Genomic DNA, 23,699 nt, shown 5'->3' with positions numbered 1-23,699 from the left:
GGACCCCCGTACGCCAACGGGCCGCCCGTTCGGACGGCCCGTTGGTGTGGAAGACAGCGCGATGGGGAGGACTCAGCGGCCGGTGAAGCGGCTTCCGCCGCCGCGGCGCCCGCCACGGCCGGCATCCCCGCCGTAGCCTCCGCGTCCGCCCTGACCCCCGTGCCCGCTCTGACCCCCGTGCCCGGCCTGGCCGCCGTGCCCACCCGTGCGGCCACGGCGCTGGCCGCCGTGCGGCTCGGCGCGGCCGTCGGCCCGGCCGTCGCCGGTCCAGGGACCGCGAGGCCGCTCACCCTGGTCCGACCGCCTGCGACGGCCGTCCCCGTCGCCCGCGCGGTCGGCGCCGCGATGACGCTCCCCGCCGTGCCTGCGACGGCCGGCCCGGTCGTCCCGCGCGGGCCGCAGCGGCCTGCGCACGTCGGGCTCCCACACCGGCACGGCCTCGCCGCTCAGCCGTCGGGCCCCGGCGATCTCGGCCAGGATCGGGTCGCCCGGCGCCACCCGGTGACGGGACGGGGTGACCCCCGCCTTGCGGGTCATCGACTCGGTGGCGCGGCGCTCGCTCGGCAGGACCAGCGTCAGCACCACGCCGCGCTCGCCCGCGCGGGCCGTGCGGCCGCCCCGGTGCAGGTAGCTCTTGTGGTCGGCCGGCGGGTCCACGTGCAGCACGAGGCTCACGTCGTCCACGTGGATGCCGCGGGCGGCGACGTCGGTGCAGACGAGCACCCCGATGGTGCCCTCGCGGAACCCGTCGAGGATGCGGGTGCGCTGGTTTTGCCGCTTGCCGCCGTGCAGGCCGCCCGCGCGGACCCCCGACCGGGCGAGTTGCTTCACGACGCGGTCCACGCCGTGCTGGGTGCGGACGAACAGGATCGTACGGCCGGCCCGGTTGGCGATCTCCGCCGTCACGTCCGCCTTGTCGTCGCGGTGCACCTGGAGCAGGTGGTGCTCCATCGTCTCCACCGAGGAGGTGGCCGGGTCCAGGGAGTGGATCACCGGGTCGGTCAGGAAGCGCGTGACCAGCCTGTCCACGTCGCCGTCGAGCGTCGCGGAGAACAGCAGGCGCTGCCCGTCGGCGGGCGTGCGCGCCAGCAGCGCGCTGACCACGGGCAGGAACCCGAGGTCGCACATGTGGTCGGCCTCGTCGAGGACGGTGATCTGGACGTCGTCCAGCGCGCACTCGCCCTGCTCGATGAGGTCCGTGAGACGGCCGGGCGTGGCGACGACGATGTCGACCCCCCGGCGCAGGTCCTCGATCTGGCGGCCCATGGACATGCCGCCGACGACCGTGCGGGTGCGCAGCGACAGCCCGCGGCCGAGCGGTTCGAGGGCGTCGGCCACCTGCAGGGCCAGTTCGCGGGTGGGCACCAGGACGAGAGCCCGGGGCCGGCCGGGGCGTGCCTTCTCCCCCGCGATCCTGGTCAGCGTGGGCAGGCCGAAGGCGAGCGTCTTGCCGGAGCCGGTCTGGCCCCGGCCGAGGACGTCGCAGCCGGCGAGGATGTCGGGGATGGCCGCCCGTTGGATCGGGAACGGCGCGGTGATGCCCTGCCGGGCCAGCCCCGCCACGAGCGGCTTGGGCAGCCCCAGCAGTGCGAACTCGGCGCGGGTCTCGGTGCCCTCACCGAGGTCGAGCATGGTCACGTAATCGTGCCTTTCGTCAATGACGTGCCGGAACACGTGGGCGCGTCACTTCTGCGAAAGGACGAGCCGGAACACGTACGGCAGGCGAGCCGTACCGATCGAGCGCCGCGGGTCGGAGACTGAAAGCGGCCTGCGCCCGGGTGATGCCGTGAGTGCGTCCCGCAGAAGTGGAGACCGCTGGGTGGCGGCATCCCACGGACGCCCGTCACTCACGTCGCGCAAAGCAAAGCAAAGAACAACTGTACGGCATTCCCGCGCCGGGATGGCGATTCCGCGGCCGGACGGCGGCGGAGGCGCCGCGTCGAGCCCGGCAGGATCGAACACCGAGGGAACGACCGGTGGAACGCGCGTGTCCGGGGCGCGAGACCCCGGACACACGGGTGGCAGGACCGGACCCGGTCCGGCCGGTCAGACGTTGAAACCGAGCATGCGAAGCTGGTCGCGACCCTCGTCGGTGATCTTGTCGGGGCCCCACGGCGGCAGCCACACCCAGTTGATGACCACGTTGGAGACCAGGTCGGCGAGCGCCGAGTTGGCCTGGTCCTCGATCACGTCGGTCAGCGGGCAGGCGGCGCTGGTCAGCGTCATGTCGATGGTGGCTATCGGGCGCTCGCCCTCGCCGGCCGGGTCGAGGTTCACTCCGTACACGAGGCCGAGGTCCACCACGTTGATCCCCAGCTCGGGGTCCACGACGTCCTTCAGCGCATCCAGCACGTCGTCGAGGGCGGTCTCCCCGTCGTACGTGCCGGGGGCGGCGCCGTCCGTCTCGGCGACCGGTCCCGTGGGGGTCTGGGTCGGCTTGCTCACGTCGTCTCCTCACCTCGCGGCGCCCGCGGCGCGGCGCCGTTCTCACCAACGCACCGGCGGCCGCCGGTCATCCCTGGCTCCTCATCAGCGCGTCCTTGTAGGCCATCCAGGCCAGCAGCGCGCACTTGACGCGGGCGGGGAACTTCGCCACACCGGCGAACGCCACCGCGTCGCCCAGCACGTCCTCGTCGGGCTCCACCTGGCCCCTGCCCTGCATGAGCCGGGTGAACTCGTCCACCACCGACAGCGACTCCTCCACCGTGGAGCCGGTGGCGAGCTCGTGCAGCACGGAGGCGGCGGCCTGGCTGATGGAGCAACCCTGACCGTCGTAGGACACGTCGAGCACCTTGCCGCCGTCGGCCACCTTCACTCGCAGCGTCACCTCGTCGCCGCAGGTCGGGTTGACGTGGTGCACCTCCGCGTCGTACGGCTCACGCAGGCCCCGCCCCTGGGGATGCTTGTAGTGCTCCAGGATCAGCTCCTGGTACATCGATTCACCGATCATGGCTCAGCCGAACACCTTCTGCACGTGGTGGAGGCCGCGGACCAGCGCGTCGATCTCGGCCGTCGTGTTGTACAGGTAGAAAGACGCCCGCGTGGTCGCCGGAATTCCGAACCTGAGGTGCAGTGGCCGGGCGCAGTGATGACCTACCCGCACCGCGATCCCGTACACGTCGTCGAGGATCTGCCCCACGTCGTGCGGGTGGATCCCCTCCAGCGTGAACGAGATCGTGCCGCCGCGGGCGATGGGCGTGTGCGGGCCGATGATCCTGAGCCCGGGGACCTCCGGCAGCGCGTCCAGCGCGTACGCGACCAGTTCCTTCTCGTGCGCCTTGATCTGGTCCATGCCCACGGCGGTCAGGTAGTCGACCGCGGCGCCGAGGCCGATGGCCTCGACGATGGGCGGCGTCCCCGCCTCGAACTTGTGCGGCACCGGCGCGTACGTCGAGCGGTCCATCCAGACCGCCTCGATCATCTCGCCGCCGCCGAGGAACGGCGGCATGGCGTCGAGCAGCTCGCGGCGGCCCCACAGCACGCCGATGCCGGACGGCCCGACCATCTTGTGGCCGGTGAACGCGACGAAGTCGACGCCCAGCTCGGTCACGTCCACGGGCTGGTGGGGCACCGACTGCGACGCGTCGAGCATCATCAGCGCGCCGACCTCGCGCACGCGGGCCAGGATCGGCGAGACCGAGTTGACCGTGCCGAGCACGTTCGACTGGTGCGCGATCGAGACGATCTTCGTGCGCTCGTTGACCAGCTCATCCAGGTTCCCGATGTCGAGGCGGCCCTCGTCGGTCACCGGGAACCAGCGCAGCGTCGCGCCGGTCCGCTGCGCGAGCAGCTGCCACGGCACGATGTTGGAGTGGTGCTCCATCTCCGAGATGACGATCTCGTCGCCGGGGCCGATCCTGAACCGCTCGTCCTCGCCGACAGGGTTGCCGAAGGCGTACGCCACGAGGTTGAGGGCCTCGGAGGCGTTCTTGGTGAAGACGATCTCCTCGCGCGACGGGGCCTTGACGAACGCGGCGACCTTGTCGCGCGCGGCCTCGTACGCCTCGGTCGACTCGCTGCCCAGCACGTGCAGCGCCCGGCCGACGTTGCCGTAGTGCCAGGTCAGGTGATCGCGCATGGTCTCGATCACCTGGGTCGGCTTCTGGGAGGAGTTGCCGGAGTCGAGGTAGACCAGCGACCTGCCTCCGGGGAGTTCGCGGGCGAGGACCGGAAAGTCCTTCCTGATCCTCTCCACGTCGAAGCCGGGCGCACTCATCAGGCGGACGCCGCCTTCGTTGTGTACGCCTCGTACCCCTCGTTCTCCAGCTTGTCGGCCAGCTCGGGGCCGCCCTCCTCGACCACGCGCCCGCCGGCGAAGACGTGGACGAAGTCCGGCTTCACGTAGCGCAAGATGCGGGTGTAGTGGGTGATCAGCAGCACGCCGGTGTCACCGGAGGCGCGGAACCTGTTGATGCCCTCGGAGACCACGCGCAGCGCGTCGACGTCGAGGCCGGAGTCGGTCTCGTCCAGCACGGCGATCTTGGGCTTGAGCAGCTCGAGCTGGAGGATCTCGTGGCGCTTCTTCTCACCGCCGGAGAAGCCCTCGTTGGTGTTGCGCTGGGCGAAGGCCGGGTCGATGGACAGCCCGTCCATGCCCGCCTTCAACTCCTTGGCGAACTCGCGCAGCTTGGGCGCCTCGCCGCGGACCGCGGTGATCGCCGAGCGCAGGAAGTTCGACACGCTGACGCCGGGAACCTCGACGGGGTACTGCATGGCGAGGAACAGGCCGGCGCGGGCGCGCTCGTCCACCGACATCTCCAGCAGGTCCTCGCCGTCGAGCAGCACGGAGCCGGAGGTGACGGTGTACTTGGGGTGCCCCGCGACGGCGTACGCCAGCGTGGACTTGCCCGAGCCGTTCGGGCCCATGATGGCGTGGGTCTCGCCGCTGCGGACCGTCAGGTCGACGCCGCGCAGGATCTCCTTGTCGCCCACGGCGACGTGCAGGTCACGAATCTCAAGGGTGGACACTTGTATTTACTCCTTCGAGAGCGAGACGTACACGTCGTCGCCTTCGATCTTGACTCGGTAGACGTTGACGGGCCTGGTCGCGGGCGGCCCGGTGGGCTTGCCGCTGCGCAGGTCGAAGCAGGAGCCGTGCAGCCAGCACTCCAGCGTGTGGTCGTAGACCTCGCCCTCGCTGAGGCGGACCTCGGCGTGGGAGCACACGTCGTGCAGGGCGAAGACCTCGTCGCCGGTCCGCACCAGCGCGACCGGCGTCTCCCCGACCTCCAGGCCGATGACGCCGCCCTCGGGGATGTCGCCGACCTGGCAGACCTTCTCCCAGTGGGCGGTCTCGGCGCTCATCGGGCCAGCTCCGCCTCGACCGCGGACATGACGCGCTCGCGGATCTCCGGCACCTCGATCTTCTCCAGCAGCTGGGCGAAGAAGCCGTGGATGACCAGGCGGCGCGCCTCGTCGAACGGGATGCCGCGGGCCTGCAGGTAGAAGATGTGCTCGTCGTCGAGGCGGCCGGAGGCGGACGCGTGGCCCGCTCCCGCGACCTCGCCGGTGAGGATCTCCAGGTTGGGCACCGAGTCGGCGCGGGCGCCGTCGGTGAGGATGAGGTTGCGGTTCAGCTCGTAGGTGTCGGTGCCCTCGGCCTCGGCCCGGATGATCACGTCGCCGATCCAGACCGCGTGGGCGCCGTCGCCCTGCAGCGCGCCCTTGTAGGTCACGTTGCTGCGGCAGTTCGGCACGCTGTGGTCCACCAGCAGGCGGTGCTCCAGGTGCTGGCCCGCGTCCACGAAGTACAGGCCGGTCAGGTCGGCGTCGCCGCCCTGGGCGGTGTACGACACCGAGGGCGACAGCCGTACGAGGTCGCCGCCGAGGGTGACCACGAACGAGCGGAACGTCGCGTCCTTGCCGAGCCGCGCGTGGTGGTGGGAGACGTGCACGGCGTCGTCGTCCCAGTCCTGCAGGCTGACGACCTTGAGCGTCGCGCCCTCGGCCACGTCGAACTCGACGTTGTCGGCGTAGACGGCGCTGCCGCCGTGGTCCAGGACCAGCACGGCCTCGGCCATCGGCTCCACCGACACGAGGATGTGCCCGTACGCGGCGGCGCCCGCCCCGGACCCCCGCAGCGTGATCACGGTGGGCCGGGAGGCGGCCGTCATCTTCGGCACCGTGACGACGGTGGCCTTCTCGAACGCCGAGTACGCCTGCGCGCTGACCCGGTCGGCCGGCGTGTACGCCCGGCCCAGCCGGGCGTCGTCGCGGCCGACGGTCTCGACGCGCACCTCGGGCGCCGCCTCGACGTCCACCACGACGCCGCCGGTGACGGCGACGGTGCCGTTGTGCAGCCCCTTCAGCCGCGACAGCGGCGTGAACCGCCACTCCTCCTCGCGGCCCGTCGGCACCGGGAAGTCGGCCACGTCGTAGGACGACTTCTCGTGCAGCGTCGACAGCGGCTTGGTCTCCAGGCCCATCAGCCGACCGCTCCTTCCATCTGCAGCTCGATCAGGCGGTTGAGCTCCAGGGCGTACTCCATGGGCAGCTCGCGGGCGATCGGCTCGACGAAGCCGCGCACGATCATGGCCATCGCCTCGTCCTCGCCGAGGCCGCGGCTCATCAGGTAGAAGAGCTGGTCCTCCGACACCTTGGAGACCGTGGCCTCGTGGCCCATCGACACGTCGTCCTCGCGGACGTCCACGTAGGGGTAGGTGTCGGACCGGCTGATCTGGTCGACCAGCAGCGCGTCGCACTTGACGGTCGAGGCCGAGCCGGCCGCGCCCTCCTCGATCTGCACCAGGCCCCGGTAGGACGTGCGGCCGCCGCCGCGCGCCACGGACTTGGAGATGATCGTCGAGGACGTCTTGGGCGCGAGGTGCACCATCTTGGCGCCCGCGTCCTGGTGCTGGCCCTCGCCGGCGAAGGCGACCGACAGCGTCTCACCCTTGGCGTGCTCGCCCATGAGGTAGACGGCCGGGTACTTCATCGTGACCTTGGAGCCGATGTTGCCGTCGATCCACTCCATGGTCGCGCCCTCGTACGCCACGGCGCGCTTGGTGACCAGGTTGTAGACGTTGTTCGACCAGTTCTGGATCGTCGTGTAGCGGCAGCGCGCGCCCTTCTTCACGATGATCTCGACGACCGCCGAGTGGAGCGAGTCGGACGAGTAGATCGGCGCGGTGCAGCCCTCTACGTAGTGGACGTAGGAGTTCTCGTCCACGATGATCAGCGTCCGCTCGAACTGGCCCATGTTCTCCGTGTTGATCCGGAAGTAGGCCTGCAGCGGGATCTCGACGTGCACGTTCGGCGGCACGTAGATGAACGAGCCGCCCGACCACACGGCGGTGTTGAGCGCGGCGAACTTGTTGTCGCCCACCGGGATCACCGTGCCGAAGTACTCCTTGAAGAGCTCCTCGTGCTCGCGCAGGCCGGTGTCGGTGTCGACGAAGATGACGCCCTTCTCTTCGAGGTCCTCACGGATCTTGTGGTAGACGACCTCGGACTCGTACTGGGCGGCGACGCCGGCGATGAGGCGCTGCTTCTCCGCCTCGGGGATGCCGAGCTTGTCGTAGGTGTTCTTGATGTCCGCGGGCAGCTCGTCCCAGGACGCCGCCTGCTTCTCGGTCGAGCGGACGAAGTACTTGATGTTGTCGAAGTCGATGCCGGTGAGGTCGGAGCCCCAGGTCGGCAGCGGCTTCTTCCCGAACAGCCGAAGGCCCTTGAGGCGCAGGTCGAGCATCCACTCCGGCTCGTTCTTGAGCGCGGAGATGTTGCGGACGACCTCTTCGGACAGCCCACGCCGGGCGGTGGCCCCGGCCACGTCCGTGTCGGCCCAGCCGAACTTGTAATTCCCGAGGCCTTCCAGCTCCGGGCGGTCGGTGACAGTCACCTTCCGGACTCCTTGCTCGTCGTTGTGCTCGATAGATGTGCGGCCGATAGATCGGCGGACGATAGATCGGCGGTCGATAGATCGGGACGCGCGTGCCGTGCGGCGAGCGCGTGTGAACTCACGTGGGTGGTGCAGACCCCGTCGCCGTTGGCGATCGTGGCGAGCCGCTGCACCGGCGTGCCAAGCAGCCGGGCGAAGGCCTCGGTCTCCGCCTCGCACAGCTGCGGGAACTGCGCCGCGACGTGCGCGACCGGGCAGTGGTGCTGGCACAGCTGCTCGCCGCCCTTGCCCGTCGCGGACGCCGACGCCGCGTAGCCCTCGGCGGACAGCGCCTCGGCCAGCACGCGGACCCGCTGCTCGGCGGGGACCTCGCGCATCAGCGCCTCGAGCCGGCCGACCAGCCCGGACACCTGCGCCTGCGCGAACTCCGACACCGCCTCGCCGCCCAGGCGCTCGGCCAGGAAGCGCAGCGCGCTGCCGGCGAGGTCGTCATAGGCGTGGACGAATGCGCTGCGGCCCGCGTCGGTGATCGCGAACATCTTCGCCGGCCTGCCGCGCCCCCGCTGGCCGCGCGGGCGGGCCGTACGGGGCTCTATCATGCCCTCGGCCAGCAGCGCGTCGAGATGGCGGCGCACCGCGGCCGGGGTCAGCCCGAGCCGCTCACCGAGCGCCGCCGCGGTCACCGGGCCGTGCTCCAGGATGAGCCGTGCCACCCTGGCACGGGTCCCGCGCTCGGCACTGATGTCCATGTGCACAGGGGATGCCGAGACGGGCCGCGTCACCACGGCCTTCTCGGCGATCTGCTTCCCCTGCACGTATTTCACAACATCAGTGTGCCGTAATTCCTTCCCCGCCGACAAACCCAAGGCGAGGTCGATGGGGATGTAATTTCTCACGTAGGCAAGCCTTACCTAACCTGCGACGACATGACTTTTCCGCATCCTTTACCTCCAAGGGCTGGAATGGCGGTACTCGCCGACGAGAGCGCGCCTCCCGCTCCCTAGACTCGATGCCGTCGACGACTGACCAGGGCCGCCCGCATCCGGCCGGCTCCGGCGGTCGGTCCTGCGAGGGGAGGCCGGTGGGAGTGCCGGGGGTTGACAGCACGTTCGAGAGCACGCTCGGCAGCGCGGGCGACGGCGCGCCGGCGGTCGAGATCGACGGGCTGGTCAAGCGCTACGGGAGCACCACGGCCGTCGACGGGCTGTCCCTCACCTGCGCGCGGGGCGCCGTCACGGCGATCCTCGGGCCGAACGGCGCGGGCAAGACCTCCACGATCGAGATCTGCGAGGGCTTCCGCCGGCCGGACGGCGGGACCGTGCGCGTGCTCGGCCTGGACCCGGCCGACCCCGCCCTCAGGCCGCGCCTGGGGATCATGCCGCAGACGGGAGGGGTGCCTCCCGCCGCCCGCGCCGGCGAGTGGCTGCGGGTGGTCTCCCGGTTCTACGCCCACCCGCTCGACCCGGACGCCCTGCTCGGCCTGCTCGGCCTGGCCGGGCACACGCGCACGCCGTACCGGCGGTTGTCGGGCGGCCAGCAGCAGCGCCTGTCGCTCGCGGCGGCGGTGATCGGGCGGCCCGAGCTGGTCTTCCTGGACGAGCCGACCGCCGGGCTCGACCCGCAGGCGCGGCACGCCTGCTGGGACCTGGTCGCCGCGCTGCGCACCGCCGGGGTGTCGGTGGTGCTGACGACCCACCAGATGGACGAGGCGGAGAAGCTCTCCGACCACGTGGTGGTCATCGACCACGGCCGGGTGGTGGCCGAGGGCACGCCCGAGTCGCTGACCGGCGCCGAGCGCCAGCTCAGGTTCCGCGCGCGCCCGGGACTCGACCTGGAGGAACTGCTGGCGGCGCTGCCGCCGGGCAGCGCCGCCAAGGAGTCGCCCTCGGGGCACTACATCATCGAGGGGCAGGTCGGCCCGCAGCTGCTCGCCACCGTCACCGCATGGTGCGCGACCGAGGGCGTCACCGCCGAGGACCTGCGCATCGAGCGGCGCACGCTGGAGGACGTCTTCCTCGAACTGACCGGCAGGGAGCTGCGTTGAGCACGATCGCCACGCTGGACCTCACGCCGCGGCCGGGGGCCGCGCCGCTGCACCGGATGGTCCTCGCCCAGGCGGGCGCGGAGATCCGCGCCATGCTGCGCAACGGCGAGCAGCTCCTGCTCACGATGATCATCCCGATCCTGCTGCTCGTCGGTTTCTCCACGGCCCCGCTGGTGGACGTCGGCGGCGGCCCGCGCGTCGGCTTCGTCGCCCCCGGCATCCTCGCGCTGGCGGTCATGTCGACCGCGTTCACCGGGCAGGCGATCGCGACCGGCTTCGAGCGCAGGTACGGCGTGCTCAAGCGCCTGGGCGCGACCCCGCTGTCGCGGACCGGGCTGCTGCTGGCCAAGACCGTCGCGGTCGTCGCCGTGGAGGCGCTGCAGGTCGTGGTGATCGTCGCGGTGGCGCTGGCGCTCGGCTGGTCGCCGCACGGCGACCCGCTCTGGGCCCTGCCGCTCCTGCTGCTGGGCACGGCGGCCTTCAGCGGCCTCGGCCTGCTCATGGCCGGCACACTGCGGGCGGAGGCCACGCTGGCCGGGGCCAACCTCGTCTACCTGGTGCTGCTCGGGCTCGGCGGCGTGCTGTTCCCGCTGGACCGGTTCCCGGCCGGGGTGCAGCACGTGCTCGGGCTGCTGCCGATCAGCGCCCTCACCTCCGGCCTGCGGACCGTCCTGAGCGACGGCGGCGGCTTCCCCGGCGGCGCGCTGCTCGTGCTGCTGTGCTGGACGGTGGCCGCGCTCGCCCTGGCCGCCCGCACGTTCCGCTGGGAGTAACCCCGCCCGGCCGCTGGGAGTAACCCCGCCCGGCCCTCATCCCGGCCGGCCCACCGCATCCGCCCGCCTTGTCCGCGCCGGAACCCCGGAGGTCCCGCGAGGCGCGCCGACGGCCCGCGCATATGATTGCGGGCGTTGTGCGTGATCACGGGCGAGAAATGAGAGTTGCGGCATGACGGCTGAATCGCTGCCCGGGGCCGCCGAGCCGTATCGCATGAGGCCGTCGCCCGGCAGGGCACTGCGGGCCGCTTCGGACGCGATACCGCCGCCGGGGCTGGTGCTGCTGGGCATCCTGTCGGTCCAGGTGGGCGCCGGACTGGCCAAGAACCTGTTCACGCAGCTGCCCCCTTCGGCCGTGGTCTTCCTGCGCATCGCCACCGGCGCCGTCATGCTGCTGGCCATCGCCCGGCCCAAGGTGCGCGGGCTGTCGCGGCGCGACCTCGCCGTCGGCGTCGCGTTCGGGCTCAGCCTCGGCCTGATGAACCTGTCGTTCTACGAAGCCCTCGCCCGGCTGCCGATCGGGGTCGCGGTGGCCATCGAGTTCGTCGGGCCGCTCACCCTGGCCGTGGTGTCCTCCCGCCGCCGGCTCGACCTGCTGTGGGTGGCGCTGGCCGCCGCGGGCGTGATCCTGCTCGCTCCCTGGGGAGGGGCGGGGACCGCGAGCTGGGTGGGCATCGGCTTCGCGGCGCTGGCGGGGGCGTTCTGGGCCGCCTACATCGTGTTCTCCGCGGCCACCGGCGCCCGCTTCCCCGGCGCGAGCGGGCTGTCGTTCGCCATGATCGTGTCCACGATCGTCATCGCGCCCATCGGGGTAACCGCGGGCGGGGGCGACTTGCTGCGGCCCGAGATCCTGCTGATCGGCGCGGGGGTCGGCCTGCTCTCCTCGGTCATCCCCTACTCGCTGGAACTCGAGGCCCTGCGCCGGATGCCCAAGCGGGTCTTCGGCATCCTGATGAGCCTGGAGCCCGCCGCCGCCGCGCTCGTCGGCCTGTTCGTCCTGCACGAGGTGCTCCAGGTCCGCGAGTGGGCGGCGATCGGCTGCGTGGTCGTCGCCTCCATCGGCGCCACCCGCGTCGGCGACGCCTGAGCCGTACCGCTCAGGCCGGGGGCGGGTCGGCCGACCAGATCGCGCGCACGTGCTGGAGATGGTGGTTCATCAGGCGCTCGGCCGCCTGGGCGTCGCCGCGTACGAGGGCGTCGAGAAGGTCGAGGTGCTCGCGCGCCGAGGCCGCCATCATCCGCGCGTCGGGCAGCCCGCGCAGTCCGTAGAGCCGGGCCCGGGCGCGCAGGTCCCTGACCGTCTCGACCAGCCGCGCGTTGCCCGACAGGGCCAGCAGGGCGAGGTGGAACCGCTGATCGGCGGCCACGTAGGCGAGCAGGTCGCCCCTTCCCGCGGCCGAGACGATCTCCTCGGCGATCGGGCGCAGCGCCTCCGCCTGCGCGCCCCGGGACTCTCCGGCGAGCCGGGCCACCGTGGGCACCTCGATCAGCCGCCTGATCTCGATGATCTCGTCGAGGTCGCGCTCGGACACCTCCGCGACCCGGAAGCCCTTGTTGCGCAGGGCCTCGAACAGGCCCTCCTTGGCGAGGTCGAGCATCGCCTCCCGCACCGGTGTGGCCGAGACCCCGAACCTGGCCGCCAGCGCGGGGGCCGAGTAGACGACGCCCGGCCGCATCTCACCGGCCACCAGCGCGTCGCGCAGCGCCTGCGCCACCTGCTCGCGCAGGTTCTGCCGCACTCCGGCGGCCGGCGCGCGGCGGTCGTCGCGCTCGCGGCCCGCCGGTCCGTCCCACGCCCCGCTCATCGACCGGCCACCGCCCTCCTCGGTCCCGTACGGCCGATCGTACCGGCCCCCGCCGGGAAAATGATCAGCACGCGTGCGGCCGGGGGCGGCGTGGCCTCGCCGGACGGCGCGCGGCCCGGAGAAGGGACCACCCACATGGCCGCCTACGATGAATGCCGTGAAGCCCACGACTGACCGGATCCGCGGCACGCTGCTCGCCTTCTACCGCTCGTTCATGTTCCCGACGGGCGAGTCGATGCGGCGGTGGGCCCTGGCGGCGATCGTGGTCAACGTCGGCATCACGGTCACCGGCGCCGCCGTCCGCGTCACCGACTCCGGCCTCGGCTGCCCGACCTGGCCGCGCTGCACGCCGGACAGCTTCGTGCCGGCGAAGATCGACACCCACGCGCCCGTCAATATGGCGATCGAGTTCGGAAACCGGCTGCTGTCGTTCCTCGTGCTCGCGGTCGCGGTCGCGTGTGTGATCGCCGCGTGGCAGCTGTCGCGGGGCGAGCGCGGCCGTCCGGTCCTGCTGCGGCTCGCGCTGCTGCAGCCGGCCGGCGTCGTCGTCCAGGCCCTGTGGGGCGGGCTCGTGGTCCACACGATGCTCAACCCGGTGACCGTGAGCGTCCACTTCCTGCTGTCCATCGGCATGACCGCCGCCGCCGTCGTGCTGTTCGCCCGGGCGGACGAGGGCGACGCCCCGGCGCAACGGCTGGTCCACAAGGACATCCGCACGCTCGGATACGTGCTGGCCGCGGCCGCCTTCGCGCTGCTGCTGGCCGGGGTGGTGGTGACCGGCACCGGGCCGCACTCGGGAGACGAGGCCGCCTCCCGCTTCGGCTTCGACATCCAGAGCGTGGTGCGGCTGCACACCGACATCGCCTACGTCGTCGTCGGGCTGACGTTCGCCCTGCTGTTCGCCCTCCACGTCAGCGACTCCCCCGGCCGGGCCCGGCGCGCCGCGCTCGTGCTGCTCGGGGTGGAACTGTCCCAGGGCGTGATCGGGTATGTGCAGTACTTCCTCGCCGTCCCCGCGGCGCTGGTGCTCCTGCACGTGCTGGGAGCGACGCTCGTGTGGGTCTGCGCGCTGCGCGTCGTGTTCCTGATGCGGACCCGGGGCCCCGCGCCCGCCCCCGCTCCCGAGCAGCCGGAGCTCCACCACGCGGGGGTGTGACCCGAGGTGGAGGGCTTACCGGGCTCCTCGTCGCGCAAGGGCGTCCTGTCGCGGATCGGCCGCCCCTGGACCTGGTCCCGTACGGCCCTGCGCCGGGCCTTCCAGGCGCTGGTCGCCCTGAGCGTGCTGCCGCTGGCGCCGATGACCTGGGCCTGGCTGACGAGCGCCGCCCACCGGGTGACGGCCGAGCCGGGCACGCGCTGGACCGCCGAGGTGCCCGCGATGCCTGCCGCGCTCGTGCTGGGCGCGGGCGTCTGGAACGGGAAGCCCAGCGCGATGCTGAGCGCCCGGCTCGACATCGCGGCCGAGCTGTACCGCACGGGCAGGGTGCGGGCCCTGCTGCTGTCCGGCGACAACAGCCGCAGGGACTACGACGAGCCCTCGATCATGCGCGGCTACCTGATCTCGCACGGCGTCCCGGCCGGAAAGATCGTGCTCGACTACGCCGGGTTCGACACGTGGGACTCCTGCGTGCGGGCCAAGACGATCTTCGGTGCGTCCCGTCTCGTCGTCGTGACCCAGGTGTTCCACCTCCCCAGGGCCGTCGCGCTGTGCCGCGCGGCCGGGCTGGACGCGTTCGGCGTCGGCGACGACTCCAGCCGCGACTGGCCGGTGGAGACGGTGGCCTACGCCGTCAGGGAGTTCCCCGCCTCGGCCAAGGCCCTGCTGGACAGCCTGGTCCTGCACTCCTCGCCGCGGTTCCTCGGCCGGCGCGAGACCGCGCTCGACCGGGCGCTGGCCGGCTGACTCCCGCCCCCCCCGGCGGCCCCGGTGAGCGGCGCGGGGCGGCGCGGGGCGGCGGGGCGAAACTTTCATCGGACGACCCGCCGTGAGCTGGGCGGACAGGGCGGGCGGAGGCGGGCCCGCTGGCCGGTGACGGCGCGGCGCGTTAGGGTCCGGGCCATGTGGGAGCGCTCCCACCATCCCCAGAGGGAGGTGAGGCCACACCCACAGTGGCTATCGCACCGCGGGTACGAGGCGGATCCTCCTCCGCCCACCCATCGCGCAACGCCCGGGGAGCCGCCGTGACGGCCTCCCCGGGCGTCTCCCGCGGACTCCGGTGCCGGGCCGCACCCGGCGAGAACAGGCCCCGCCCGGCCGCCCGGCACCGCCGGGACCCACTCAGCCGCAGCTGATGTCGCTGATCGACGGCGTGGCCGACCCGGTGCCGAGGAACCCGGCCGTGGCCGATGCCCCCGGGGCCAGTGAGGAGTTCCACTCCGGCGCGTGGATCATCGCGAACGGCCCGCTCTGCATCGACGTCCCGTTCCACGCCTGGTTGATCGTCGCGCCGTTCGACATCTGCCACTGGACGTACCAGCCGTTGAGCGGGCCCGTGCCGGTGTTCTTGATCGTGACCTCGCCCTGGAAGCCGCCCTGCCAGGTGTTGGTCAGCTTCACCGTGGCCGTGCACGCCGGGTTCCCGGAGGTCGGGGAGGGCGAGGGGCTCTTGCTGGGCGTGGCGCTCGGGGTGGCGCTGGGACTGACGCTCGGCGAGGGGCTGGGCGTGGCGGTGTCCTTGATGAAGTTCACGTCCGAGCAGCCGTAGAAGGTCTCCTGGCTGTCCGACCGGTACCAGACCGCGTAGATGATGTGCCGGCCGCTCTTGTCGGGCAGCCTGCCGGAGAAGCGGTAGGCGCCGTTGCTGACCGCGGGCTCGGGGTCGACCGTGAGGAACGGCTGCTCCTCCATGTCAGCCCACGTCAGCGGCTTGGTCGGGTTGTAGCCGTCCTTGGTGACGTAGAGCTTGAAGCCGCCGGGGTGCGGCACCCACGCGCCGTAGACGAAGTCGTACGTGCTGTTGGCCTTCAGCGTGGTGGTCGGCCAGTCGGCCCTGGGCGCGTCATAGGCGGCGTACTTGCTGAAACCGCCGCTGCACAGCTGGCCGTCGGGGATGAAGCCCCGGGTCCGGCCGCCCCCGTCGGAGCGGAGCACGCCATACCAGTCGTAGAGGGGCTGGGTGCCGCCGGCCGCCACCGCGTCCTTGCAGGCGGGGTTGTTCGGGATGATCTGGCCGCCGGTGAGCCCGTCGGTGTAGCACGCGTACGTTCGGCTCGCGGGGGCCTGCAGGGCGCCGTGCGCCTCGGCCGCGGTCTGCGTCAGGACCGCGACGAGGCCGGCGAGCACGGCCGCCACCGCGGAGAGGACGGCGATTTTGCGCCCGGATCTCAGGGACAGCGATCTCACACGCGGGGATTGCATTGGGGTTCTCCTCATGGTGGGCGGGCACGCCTTCGGGGAAGGGCGCGCCGTCTCGGGGCTGTCGTACGAGAAGAACGCGTGCGGCATCGCCGCACGCCCTCCTGGAGCCCACCCATCAAGTGGCCACCGCGCACAGTGATTGAAACACGCACCGGCCGTCCGGGCCAAGCGGTGCCGCGATCTTGCCGCGGCGCGCGATCAGCGCCGCGGGATCAGCGCCGCGGGATCAGCGACGCGGGTCGCCGGGCCCGGGACCCGGCCCGGCACCGGCGGGGCCCGGACCGCCCTGCGGCGGGCCCTGTGGCGGACCTGGAGGCTGTCCGGGACCGCCCGGGAGCTGCCCGTACCCGGGAGGCGGCCCGCCCGGCGGAGGACCGTATCCCTGCCCGCCCGTCGGCGGACCGTATCCCTGCCCGCCCGGTTGCTGCCCGTACCAGGGCGGCACAGCAGGGCCGCTGCCGGGCCACCGGCCCGGGGGCGGGGCGCCCGGCGCGTACCCCGGCGGGGGCACCCCCCGCGCGGCGTTCGCCTGGTGGCGTTCAGGCAGCGGGAACGACAGCCGGGTGTAGGCCATGAGGTCCGCGAGCGACCGCTGCTGGGCGCGGAAGGTCTCCTCGTCCACCCCGCCCCGGGCCGCGCGGGCGTGCAGCAGCCCGAGCTCGGTGGAGGCGACCTGGTAGTCGATCATCGCCCGTGCCCCGGCCCTGCCGCCGTGGGCCTTGGCCCACGCCCTGGCCTGCCGCCTCCGGCGCAGGGACGACAGCATGAAGATGTCGGCCTGGTTGATCAGCCCGTTGCGCTCGTACGGCGGCAGGTAGTGCTGGATCAGGCCGACGATCCGGCGTCTGTCCCGGAAGATCACGATGAGCTCGATGATGAGCAGGATCATCAGCAGCAGGTACGCGATGGCGAGCCCGCCGAGGCCGCCGAAGGAGGCGAAGCCGTTCCAGAGGCCGTGCAGCAGCATGGCGCCGATCCACCCGATGACGATGACGACGACCCCCACCGCGCCCCCGCGCTGAGCGGCGTACGCCACCGCGATGCCGATCAGGGAGGTGAACAGCGGATGGGCGAACGGCGACAGCACGGCCCGCAGCACGAGCGTGGCGGCCAGCCCCTGCGCGCCGTTCTCCTCCAGGGCGGCCAGGTAGTAGCTGACGTTCTCCGACATGGCGAAGCCGAGCCCGACCATGCTGGCGTAGATGATCCCGTCGGTGGGCCCGTCCAGCTCCTGCCGCCGGAACCACAGCAGCCCGAGCAGGACCAGCCCCTTGGCCGTCTCCTCCACGGGCGGGGCGCCGAAGGTGGCGACGAGGTTGCGCGCGCTGGTCGTGTCCCCGAGCTGATGGGCCACGTAGACGAGGTTGAGCGAATTGAGCACGCCGGCGAGCAGGACGGCGATGCCGGCGCCCCAGGCGAACGCGAATATCAGGTTGCTGCGCGGTTCCGGTTCCATGCGGTCGAGGGCGAGCACGCCCGCGAGCAGCAGCGGCACCGGAGCCACGGCGAGCCCGAGCGCGATGAAGAACTGGACCGGCTCGCCGTTGATGATGTCGAAGGAGAACGACACCAGGGCGCAGATTCCGGCGACGACCAGACCCACGATGAGGCCGATGGACGGACGCTCCCTGAGAACGGCGCGGGGGTCGAGGCCTGCCACTGTGCGACTGTAACCGACCACGCCCGCCGCGGTCCTCCTCCGGCCCCAAAAGATCCCCATGCGTTCCGTGCCGGGACAAGTATCTCGCAGGCCGGGCGCGTCGGCCGTCCCGAGCACGTCCCGGTTACGGGCACAATGGGCGATCATGGATGTCGCACCACGTGACGGGCTCGGACGACGCGGTTTCCTCCGTGTCGCGTGCGCCGCCGTCGTCGGCTCGGTCGCCGCATGCGCGCCTGGGTCCCGGGAAGCATCCGCTCCCGCCTCCCCCACGTCCTCTCCCGCCTCCACGACGGCGGCCAGGAAGCCGGCGCAGGAACGGCTGCTGCCCGGCGACCCGGACTGGCGGGCGCGCAGGCGCGGCCCCGACGAGGCGATCGAGGGCTACAGCGACCGCGCGAGCGTGCTGCCCGGGGAGACGTTCGGGCTGCACGTCTCCACCACCGAGGGCCGCTACCGGATCACGGCCTACCGGATGGGCTGGTACGGCGGCACACTCGCCCGCCGGGTGTGGCGTTCGGGGTGGATGAGGGGGCGCGACCAGGGCCGCGGACGGCTCGTCGGCGACACCCGCACCGTACGGGCCGGGTGGCGGCGCTCCCTGAACGTGTCCACCGAAGGCTGGCCGGAGGGGGCCTACCTGCTGCGCCTGGACACCGAGCGCGGCCACCAGCGGTACGTGCCGCTCGTCGTGCGCTCGGCCTCCGGGGCCGGCCGCACGGTCCTGGTCCACGCCACCCCCACCTGGCAGGCGTACAACCGGTGGGGCGGCTACAGCCTCTACTACGGCGAGGACGGCCGCTACGAGAGCCGCTCGCTCGCGGTCAGCTTCGAACGCCCCTACGACCGCACGGGGATGGAGAAGTTCCTCATCCACGAGCGGCCGGTGGTGGCGCTGGCCGAACGGCTCGGCCTGCCCCTGGCGTACACGACGGGCGGCGACCTGGAGGCCGGCGACGACGTGCTCACCGGCGCCGCGGCGGTGATCTTCCTGGGGCACGACGAGTACTGGACGCCCGGGGTGCGCCGCACCGTGACCGAGGCCCGCGACGCGGGCGCCAACCTGGCCTTCCTGGGCGCCAACACCTGCTACCGCCGCGTCCGCATGGAGGAGGACGGCAGGCTGGTGGTCTGTTACAAGACCGCGGTGGACCGCGACCCGCTGGTCCGCACGCGCCCGTCGCTGGCGACGACCGACTTCAGGGCGGCGCCGAAGGCCGACCCCGAGTCGTCGCTCGTCGGGGTGTACTACGACGGGTATCCCGTGGACGCGCCGTTCGTGGTGCACGAGCCCGGCCACTGGCTTTTCGCGGGCACCGGCGTGCGCCGCGGTGACGCGTTCCCGCACCTCGTGGGGGTGGAGTACGACCGGGTGAACACGAACGTGCCGACGCCGAGGCCGCTGCAGATCCTCGCCCACTCTCCGGTGACCTGCGTGGGGCGGCCCAGCTTCGCCGACGCGGCCTACTACACGGTGCAGAGCGGGGCCGGGGTGTTCGCCTCGGGGACCATGCGGTGGGCCGAGACGCTCATGGCGGGCACCCGCGATCTGCCGCGGGCCCATGGGATCGGCGCGCGTACGCGGGCCTTCGTCACCACCGCGACGACCAACCTGCTGAAGGGCTTCGCCGAAGGACCCGCCGCCGAGCGCCTTCCCACGCCCGACGACAACGTCCGCCGCACCTACCGCGCCTGACGCCGCACGCGCCGGCCGTCTCTTCCGTCCCGATCGTCAAGCCGGCCGGCGCCGCAGGGAGTCGTGCGCCCAGCGGTGCCGGAGTCAGGCGAGCGTCGAATCAGACGAGCAGGGAGTCGAGCGCGACGGCGAGGAACAGCAGCGCCAGGTAGATGTTCGACCAGTGGAAGAACCGCATCGGGCGCAGGTCGACGCCGGTCTTGCCGGCGTTCACCCGGCCGAGCAGGCGGTAGACCTCCACCAGGCAGACCGCGCCGAGCACGAGCGCGGCGGCCGGGTACAGCAGGGACGTGCCGGCGATCGGCCACAGCAGCAGCGAGCAGAGCACGGTGGCCCAGGTGTAGGCGACGACCTGCTGGACGACCCGGCGCTCGGTGGCGACCACCGGGAGCATGGGCACCTCGGCAGCCGCGTAGTCCTCGCGGTAGCGCATGGCGAGCGTCCAGGTGTGCGGCGGCGTCCAGAAGAACACGACGCCGAACAGCACGACCGGGGCCCACGAAAGCCCGCCGGTGATGCCGGCCCAGCCGATCAGCACCGGCATGCAGCCGGCGATGCCGCCCCACACGATGTTCTGCGACGTGCGCCGCTTGAGCACCAGCGAGTACACGAAGACGTAGAACAGGATCGCGCCCAGCGACAGCGCCGCGGCCAGTCCGTTGACCGTGAGCGCGAGCCCGAGCGTGGAAAGAGTGCCGAGGATCACACCGAAAATCAGCGCGCCCATCGGCGACACGTCATGCTTGGCGAGCGGCCGCCTGCGGGTGCGCCGCATCGTCCGGTCGATGTCCCGGTCGATGTAGCAGTTCAAGACGTTCGCGCTGCCCGCCGACAGGGTGCCGAACACCATGGTGGCGGTCGCCGTCCACAGGTTGGGCAGACCGTGCGCCGCGAGGAACATGACCGGCAGGGTCGTGATCAGCAGCAGCTCGATGATCCGGGGCTTGGTGAGCGCCACGTAGGCCTTCACGAGCGCCCCGATGGAGCGGGGAGCCGTGGCCGTCGCGGTGGACCCGAGGGGGGCCACCGTCTGCTTGTTCGTCAGGACCGTCAAGGCGCTTCCAACACGTGCGGGGTCAACGCGTAACCTCTGATTAGGGCGGATCTCCGGGCAGCCTGTCTCCGGGCAGCAGCCGGCACTTGGTCAATCACTGTAGTCGCCACCGCAGGTGGTCCCCGAACCGGGGCCGAAGCCACAGGCTCTGTTACCGAGGTGGCTACCAAACGGTATTACGAGGAACCCGTTAGGGTCCCCTGTGGGCGGGAAATGCCAGAACCGGCGCGAAAACAAGAGGGGATCGAGCAGTTGAGCAGCGCAAGCCTTGAGTGGAGTGACCTTGACCGGCAGGCGGTCGACGTCGTGCGGGCCCTGGCGATGGACGCCGTGGAGAAGGCGGGATCGGGTCACCCCGGCACCGCGATGAGCCTCGCGCCCGCCGCCTACCTTCTGTTCCAGCGGGTCCTGCGTCATGACCCCTCGGATCCCAAGTGGGCGGGACGGGACAGGTTCGTCCTTTCCTGCGGGCATTCGAGCCTGACGCTTTACATTCAGCTCTACCTGTCCGGCTACGGCCTGACCCTGGACGATCTCAAGGCGCTCCGGCAGTGGGGCAGCCTCACCCCGGGCCACCCCGAGTACGGCCACACGGCAGGCGTGGAGACCACGACCGGCCCCCTCGGCCAGGGCATCGGCAACGCGGTCGGCATGGCCATGGCGGCCCGCCGCGAGCGCGGCCTGTTCGACCCCGACGCGGCGCAGGGCGCCTCGCCGTTCGACCACATGATCTGGTGCTTCGCCTCCGAGGGTGACCTCGAAGAGGGCATCAGCCACGAGGTCAGCGCCCTCGCCGGCCACCAGAAGCTCGGCAACCTGGCCGTGGTCTTCGACTCCAACCACATCTCCATCGAGGACGACACCCAGATCGCCCTGTCCGAGGACATCGCCAAGCGCTACGAGGCGTACGGCTGGCAGGTCCTTGAGGTCGACTGGACCGCCACCGGCGACTACGAGGAGGACGTCCAGGCGCTGTACGACGCGCTGGAGGCGGCCCGCGCCGAAACCGAGCGGCCGACGTTCATCAAGCTCCGCACGATCATCGGCTGGCCGGCGCCGAACAAGCAGAACACCGGCAAGATCCACGGCTCGGCCCTGGGCGCCGACGAGGTCGCCGCGACCAAGCGCGTCCTCGGCATGGACCCCGACAAGAGCTTCGCGGTCCCCGCCGAGGTGCTGGACCACGCGCGTGAGGTCGTCCAGCGCGGCCGGGCCCTGCATGGCGACTGGGACAAGGGCTACCAGAGCTGGCGCGAGGCCAACCCCGAGCGGGCGGAGCTGTTCGACCGCATCTCCAAGCGCAAGCTGCCGGAGGGCTGGGACAAGGCGCTGCCGTCGTTCGAGATCGGCTCGCAGGTCGCCACCCGCAAGGCGTCCGGCGAGGTGCTGAGCGCGCTCGCGCCGGTGCTGCCGGAGCTGTGGGGCGGCTCGGCCGACCTCGCGGAGTCCAACAACACCACGATGAAGGGCGAGCCGTCCTTCATCCCGGACGAGTACCAGACCAAGGAGTTCCCCGGGAACCGGTACGGCCGCACGCTGCACTTCGGCATCCGCGAGCACGGCATGGGCGCGATCCTGAACGGCATCGCGCTGCACAACGGCACCCGCCCGTACGGCGGCACGTTCCTGGTGTTCAGCGACTACATGCGCCCGTCGGTGCGGCTCGCCGCGCTGATGAAGCTGCCGGTGACCTACGTCTGGACGCACGACTCGATCGGCCTCGGCGAGGACGGCCCGACCCACCAGCCGATCGAGCACCTGTGGGCGCTGCGCGCGATCCCGGGCCTGGACGTCGTCCGCCCGGCCGACGCCAACGAGACGGCGGCCGCGTGGAAGGCCGTCCTTGAGCACAACGACCGCCCGGCGGGCCTCGCCCTGACCCGGCAGAACGTCCCCACCCTGGACGGCGCGGGCGACCCCGACGCCGTCGCGCGGGGCGGCTACGTCCTGCAGGACGCGTCCAACGGCCAGCCCGCGGTCGTGATCATCGGCACCGGCAGCGAGGTCCAGCTCGCCGTCGAGGCCCGCACGATCCTGGAGTCGCAGGGCATCCCGACCCGCGTGGTCTCGATGCCGTGCGTGGAGTGGTTCCAGGAGCAGGACGCCGCCTACAAGCAGACCGTGCTGCCCCCCGCCGTCAAGGCCCGGGTCGCGGTCGAGGCGGGAATCACGCTCGGCTGGCGCGAGTTCGTGGGAGATGCGGGCGAGGTCCTGGGTCTCGACCACTTCGGCGCCTCCGCGCCGTACAAGACGATCTACGAGCAGTTCGGCCTCACCGCCGACCGCGTCGTCGCCGCCGCCAAGGCCAGCCTGGCCAAGACGGGCGCCGACAAGGGCGAGACGACCGGAAACTGAGGGACGAAGGATGAATGAGAATCTGAAGCGGCTATCCGACGCCGGAGTCTCCATCTGGCTCGACGACATCAGCCGGGAGCGGCTGCGCTCCGGCAACCTCGCCGCCCTGATCCGCGACAAGAACGTGACGGGGGTCACCTCCAATCCCACGATCTTCGCCTCCGCGCTGAGCAAGGGCGACGCCTACGACGCGCAGCTGCGCGACCTCGCCACCCGCGGCGTCACGGTCGAGGAGGCCGTGCGCGCGATCACCACGTTCGACATCCGCTGGGGGGCCGACGTGCTGCGGCCGGTCTTCGACGCCACCCGCGGCGTCGACGGGCGCGTGTCGATCGAGGTGGACCCGCGCCTGGCCCGCAAGACCGAGGCGACGATCGCCGAGGCCCGCGCGCTGTGGTGGCTGGTCGACCGGCCCAACGTGCACATCAAGATCCCGGCGACCGTCGAGGGCCTGCCGGCGATCACCCAGGCCATCTCCGAGGGCATCAGCGTCAACGTCACGCTGATCTTCTCGCTGGAGCGGTACCGCCAGGTGATGGACGCCTGGCTGAGCGGGCTGGAGAAGGCGAAGGCCAACGGCCTCAACCTGGCCACGATCGAATCGGTCGCGTCGTTCTTCGTCAGCCGCGTCGACACCGAGATCGACAAGCGCCTCGACAAGATCGGCACGCCGGAGGCCGCCGAGCTGAAGGGCAAGGCCGCCGTGGCCAACGCCCGCCTGGCGTACGCCGCGTACGAGGAGGTCATGAACTCGCCGCGCTGGCAGGCGCTGCGCGCGGCCGGCGCGCACCCGCAGCGCCCGCTGTGGGCCTCCACGGGCGTGAAGAACCCGGACTACCCCGACACTCTGTACGTGGAGCAGCTGGTCACGGCCGGGGTCGTCAACACCATGCCGGAGAAGACGCTGGACTCCTCGGCCGACCACGGCCGGATCTCGGGCGACACGATCCGCCCCTTCTACCAGCAGGCGTGGGACGTCATGGCCTCGCTGAAGCAGGCCGGCATCGACTACGACGACGTCGTCCGCGCGCTGGAGGAGGAGGGCGTCGAGAAGTTCGAGACGTCCTGGAGCGAGCTTCTCGAAACCGTCGACGGCGAGCTGCGGAAGGCCTGAGCT

Annotated in this window: 21 protein-coding genes; 8 read left to right on the top strand and 13 right to left on the bottom strand. The window is 71.7% G+C overall.

All coding sequences use genetic code 11. From position 1 onward, the window contains the following. Window positions 1-72: 72 nt before the first annotated feature. The 9 genes from ACQEVJ_RS16280 to ACQEVJ_RS16240 all read right to left on the bottom strand — a co-directional run bounded on the left by ACQEVJ_RS16280 (window position 73) and on the right by ACQEVJ_RS16240 (window position 8,586). Window positions 73-1,632: a DEAD/DEAH box helicase gene (locus ACQEVJ_RS16280; protein WP_433112787.1), complete on the bottom strand. Its 1,560-nt coding sequence runs from the start codon at window positions 1,630-1,632 to the stop codon at window positions 73-75. Between the two features lie 414 nt (window positions 1,633-2,046). After that, window positions 2,047-2,445 (bottom strand): metal-sulfur cluster assembly factor, encoded by a 399-nt coding sequence (locus ACQEVJ_RS16275; RefSeq protein ID WP_433101719.1) that lies wholly within the window; start codon window positions 2,443-2,445, stop codon window positions 2,047-2,049. Window positions 2,446-2,512: 67 nt separating this feature from the next. Continuing rightward, window positions 2,513-2,950: a Fe-S cluster assembly sulfur transfer protein SufU gene (gene sufU / locus ACQEVJ_RS16270; RefSeq protein WP_357221914.1), complete on the bottom strand. Its 438-nt coding sequence runs from the start codon at window positions 2,948-2,950 to the stop codon at window positions 2,513-2,515. 3 nt (window positions 2,951-2,953) lie between these two features. Continuing rightward, a complete protein-coding gene (locus tag ACQEVJ_RS16265) occupies window positions 2,954-4,216 on the bottom strand; it encodes a cysteine desulfurase (RefSeq protein WP_433101717.1) in 1,263 nt (420 codons plus the stop codon). Further along, window positions 4,216-4,968 (bottom strand): Fe-S cluster assembly ATPase SufC, encoded by a 753-nt coding sequence (gene sufC / locus ACQEVJ_RS16260; RefSeq protein WP_433101715.1) that lies wholly within the window; start codon window positions 4,966-4,968, stop codon window positions 4,216-4,218. The genes ACQEVJ_RS16265 and sufC overlap by 1 nt, the downstream gene beginning before the upstream one ends. A gap of 6 nt (window positions 4,969-4,974) precedes the next feature. Continuing rightward, the gene (locus ACQEVJ_RS16255; protein ID WP_433101713.1) at window positions 4,975-5,304 is read right to left on the bottom strand and encodes a non-heme iron oxygenase ferredoxin subunit; all 330 of its coding nucleotides are present in this window, start codon (window positions 5,302-5,304) and stop codon (window positions 4,975-4,977) included. Next, entirely contained in the window at window positions 5,301-6,425 is a 1,125-nt protein-coding gene (sufD, locus tag ACQEVJ_RS16250; protein WP_433101711.1) for a Fe-S cluster assembly protein SufD, read from the bottom strand. Before sufD ends, ACQEVJ_RS16255 begins: the two co-directional genes overlap by 4 nt. Next, complete coding sequence (gene sufB, locus ACQEVJ_RS16245; RefSeq protein WP_433101709.1) at window positions 6,425-7,837, bottom strand: Fe-S cluster assembly protein SufB; 1,413 nt, start codon at window positions 7,835-7,837, stop codon at window positions 6,425-6,427. The genes sufD and sufB overlap by 1 nt, the downstream gene beginning before the upstream one ends. Continuing rightward, window positions 7,834-8,586, bottom strand: coding sequence for a helix-turn-helix transcriptional regulator (locus ACQEVJ_RS16240; protein ID WP_433112784.1), 753 nt, complete (start codon window positions 8,584-8,586; stop codon window positions 7,834-7,836). Before ACQEVJ_RS16240 ends, sufB begins: the two co-directional genes overlap by 4 nt. A 338-nt stretch (window positions 8,587-8,924) precedes the next feature. Here ACQEVJ_RS16240 and ACQEVJ_RS16235 point away from each other — a divergent pair, with 338 nt between their 5' ends. The 3 genes from ACQEVJ_RS16235 to ACQEVJ_RS16225 all read left to right on the top strand — a co-directional run bounded on the left by ACQEVJ_RS16235 (window position 8,925) and on the right by ACQEVJ_RS16225 (window position 11,741). After that, complete coding sequence (locus ACQEVJ_RS16235) at window positions 8,925-9,881, top strand: ABC transporter ATP-binding protein (protein ID WP_433101707.1); 957 nt, start codon at window positions 8,925-8,927, stop codon at window positions 9,879-9,881. 56 nt (window positions 9,882-9,937) lie between these two features. Next, entirely contained in the window at window positions 9,938-10,654 is a 717-nt protein-coding gene (locus tag ACQEVJ_RS16230; RefSeq protein ID WP_433112781.1) for an ABC transporter permease, read from the top strand. Window positions 10,655-10,826: 172 nt separating this feature from the next. Then, entirely contained in the window at window positions 10,827-11,741 is a 915-nt protein-coding gene (locus tag ACQEVJ_RS16225) for an EamA family transporter (protein WP_433101705.1), read from the top strand. A 10-nt stretch (window positions 11,742-11,751) separates the two neighbouring features. Here the strand turns inward: ACQEVJ_RS16225 and ACQEVJ_RS16220 are convergent, their stop codons facing one another. Beyond that, window positions 11,752-12,459 carry a GntR family transcriptional regulator gene (locus ACQEVJ_RS16220; protein WP_433101703.1) on the bottom strand — a complete coding sequence of 236 codons (708 nt, stop codon included), beginning with the start codon at window positions 12,457-12,459 and terminating at the stop codon, window positions 11,752-11,754. A 157-nt stretch (window positions 12,460-12,616) separates the two neighbouring features. Here ACQEVJ_RS16220 and ACQEVJ_RS16215 point away from each other — a divergent pair, with 157 nt between their 5' ends. After that, the gene (locus ACQEVJ_RS16215) at window positions 12,617-13,615 is read left to right on the top strand and encodes a COX15/CtaA family protein (RefSeq protein ID WP_433101701.1); all 999 of its coding nucleotides are present in this window, start codon (window positions 12,617-12,619) and stop codon (window positions 13,613-13,615) included. A gap of 6 nt (window positions 13,616-13,621) precedes the next feature. Further along, window positions 13,622-14,362 carry a SanA/YdcF family protein gene (locus ACQEVJ_RS16210; RefSeq protein WP_433101699.1) on the top strand — a complete coding sequence of 247 codons (741 nt, stop codon included), beginning with the start codon at window positions 13,622-13,624 and terminating at the stop codon, window positions 14,360-14,362. A gap of 375 nt (window positions 14,363-14,737) precedes the next feature. On the opposite strand, the gene ACQEVJ_RS16205 is transcribed toward ACQEVJ_RS16210, so the two are convergent. Further along, window positions 14,738-15,817, bottom strand: a complete 1,080-nt coding sequence (locus ACQEVJ_RS16205) for a lytic polysaccharide monooxygenase auxiliary activity family 9 protein (protein WP_433101697.1) — start codon at window positions 15,815-15,817, stop codon at window positions 14,738-14,740. Between the two features lie 226 nt (window positions 15,818-16,043). Continuing rightward, entirely contained in the window at window positions 16,044-17,477 is a 1,434-nt protein-coding gene (locus ACQEVJ_RS16200; protein WP_433101695.1) for a PrsW family intramembrane metalloprotease, read from the bottom strand. Between the two features lie 145 nt (window positions 17,478-17,622). Between ACQEVJ_RS16200 and ACQEVJ_RS16195 the strand changes: the two genes are divergently transcribed. Further along, window positions 17,623-19,173 (top strand): N,N-dimethylformamidase beta subunit family domain-containing protein, encoded by a 1,551-nt coding sequence (locus ACQEVJ_RS16195; protein ID WP_433101693.1) that lies wholly within the window; start codon window positions 17,623-17,625, stop codon window positions 19,171-19,173. Window positions 19,174-19,273: 100 nt separating this feature from the next. On the opposite strand, the gene ACQEVJ_RS16190 is transcribed toward ACQEVJ_RS16195, so the two are convergent. Next, window positions 19,274-20,227 carry a heme o synthase gene (locus tag ACQEVJ_RS16190; protein ID WP_433101691.1) on the bottom strand — a complete coding sequence of 318 codons (954 nt, stop codon included), beginning with the start codon at window positions 20,225-20,227 and terminating at the stop codon, window positions 19,274-19,276. Window positions 20,228-20,440: 213 nt separating this feature from the next. Between ACQEVJ_RS16190 and tkt the strand changes: the two genes are divergently transcribed. After that, a complete protein-coding gene (tkt, locus tag ACQEVJ_RS16185; RefSeq protein ID WP_433101689.1) occupies window positions 20,441-22,582 on the top strand; it encodes a transketolase in 2,142 nt (713 codons plus the stop codon). Window positions 22,583-22,592: 10 nt separating this feature from the next. Beyond that, window positions 22,593-23,696 carry a transaldolase gene (gene tal, locus ACQEVJ_RS16180; RefSeq protein WP_433101687.1) on the top strand — a complete coding sequence of 368 codons (1,104 nt, stop codon included), beginning with the start codon at window positions 22,593-22,595 and terminating at the stop codon, window positions 23,694-23,696. Window positions 23,697-23,699 lie beyond the last annotated feature (3 nt).

The sequence above is a fragment of the Microbispora sp. CA-102843 genome (assembly GCF_050936215.1).
Lineage (GTDB): Bacteria > Actinomycetota > Actinomycetes > Streptosporangiales > Streptosporangiaceae > Microbispora.
This window is presented reverse-complemented; position numbering and strand designations above follow the sequence as displayed.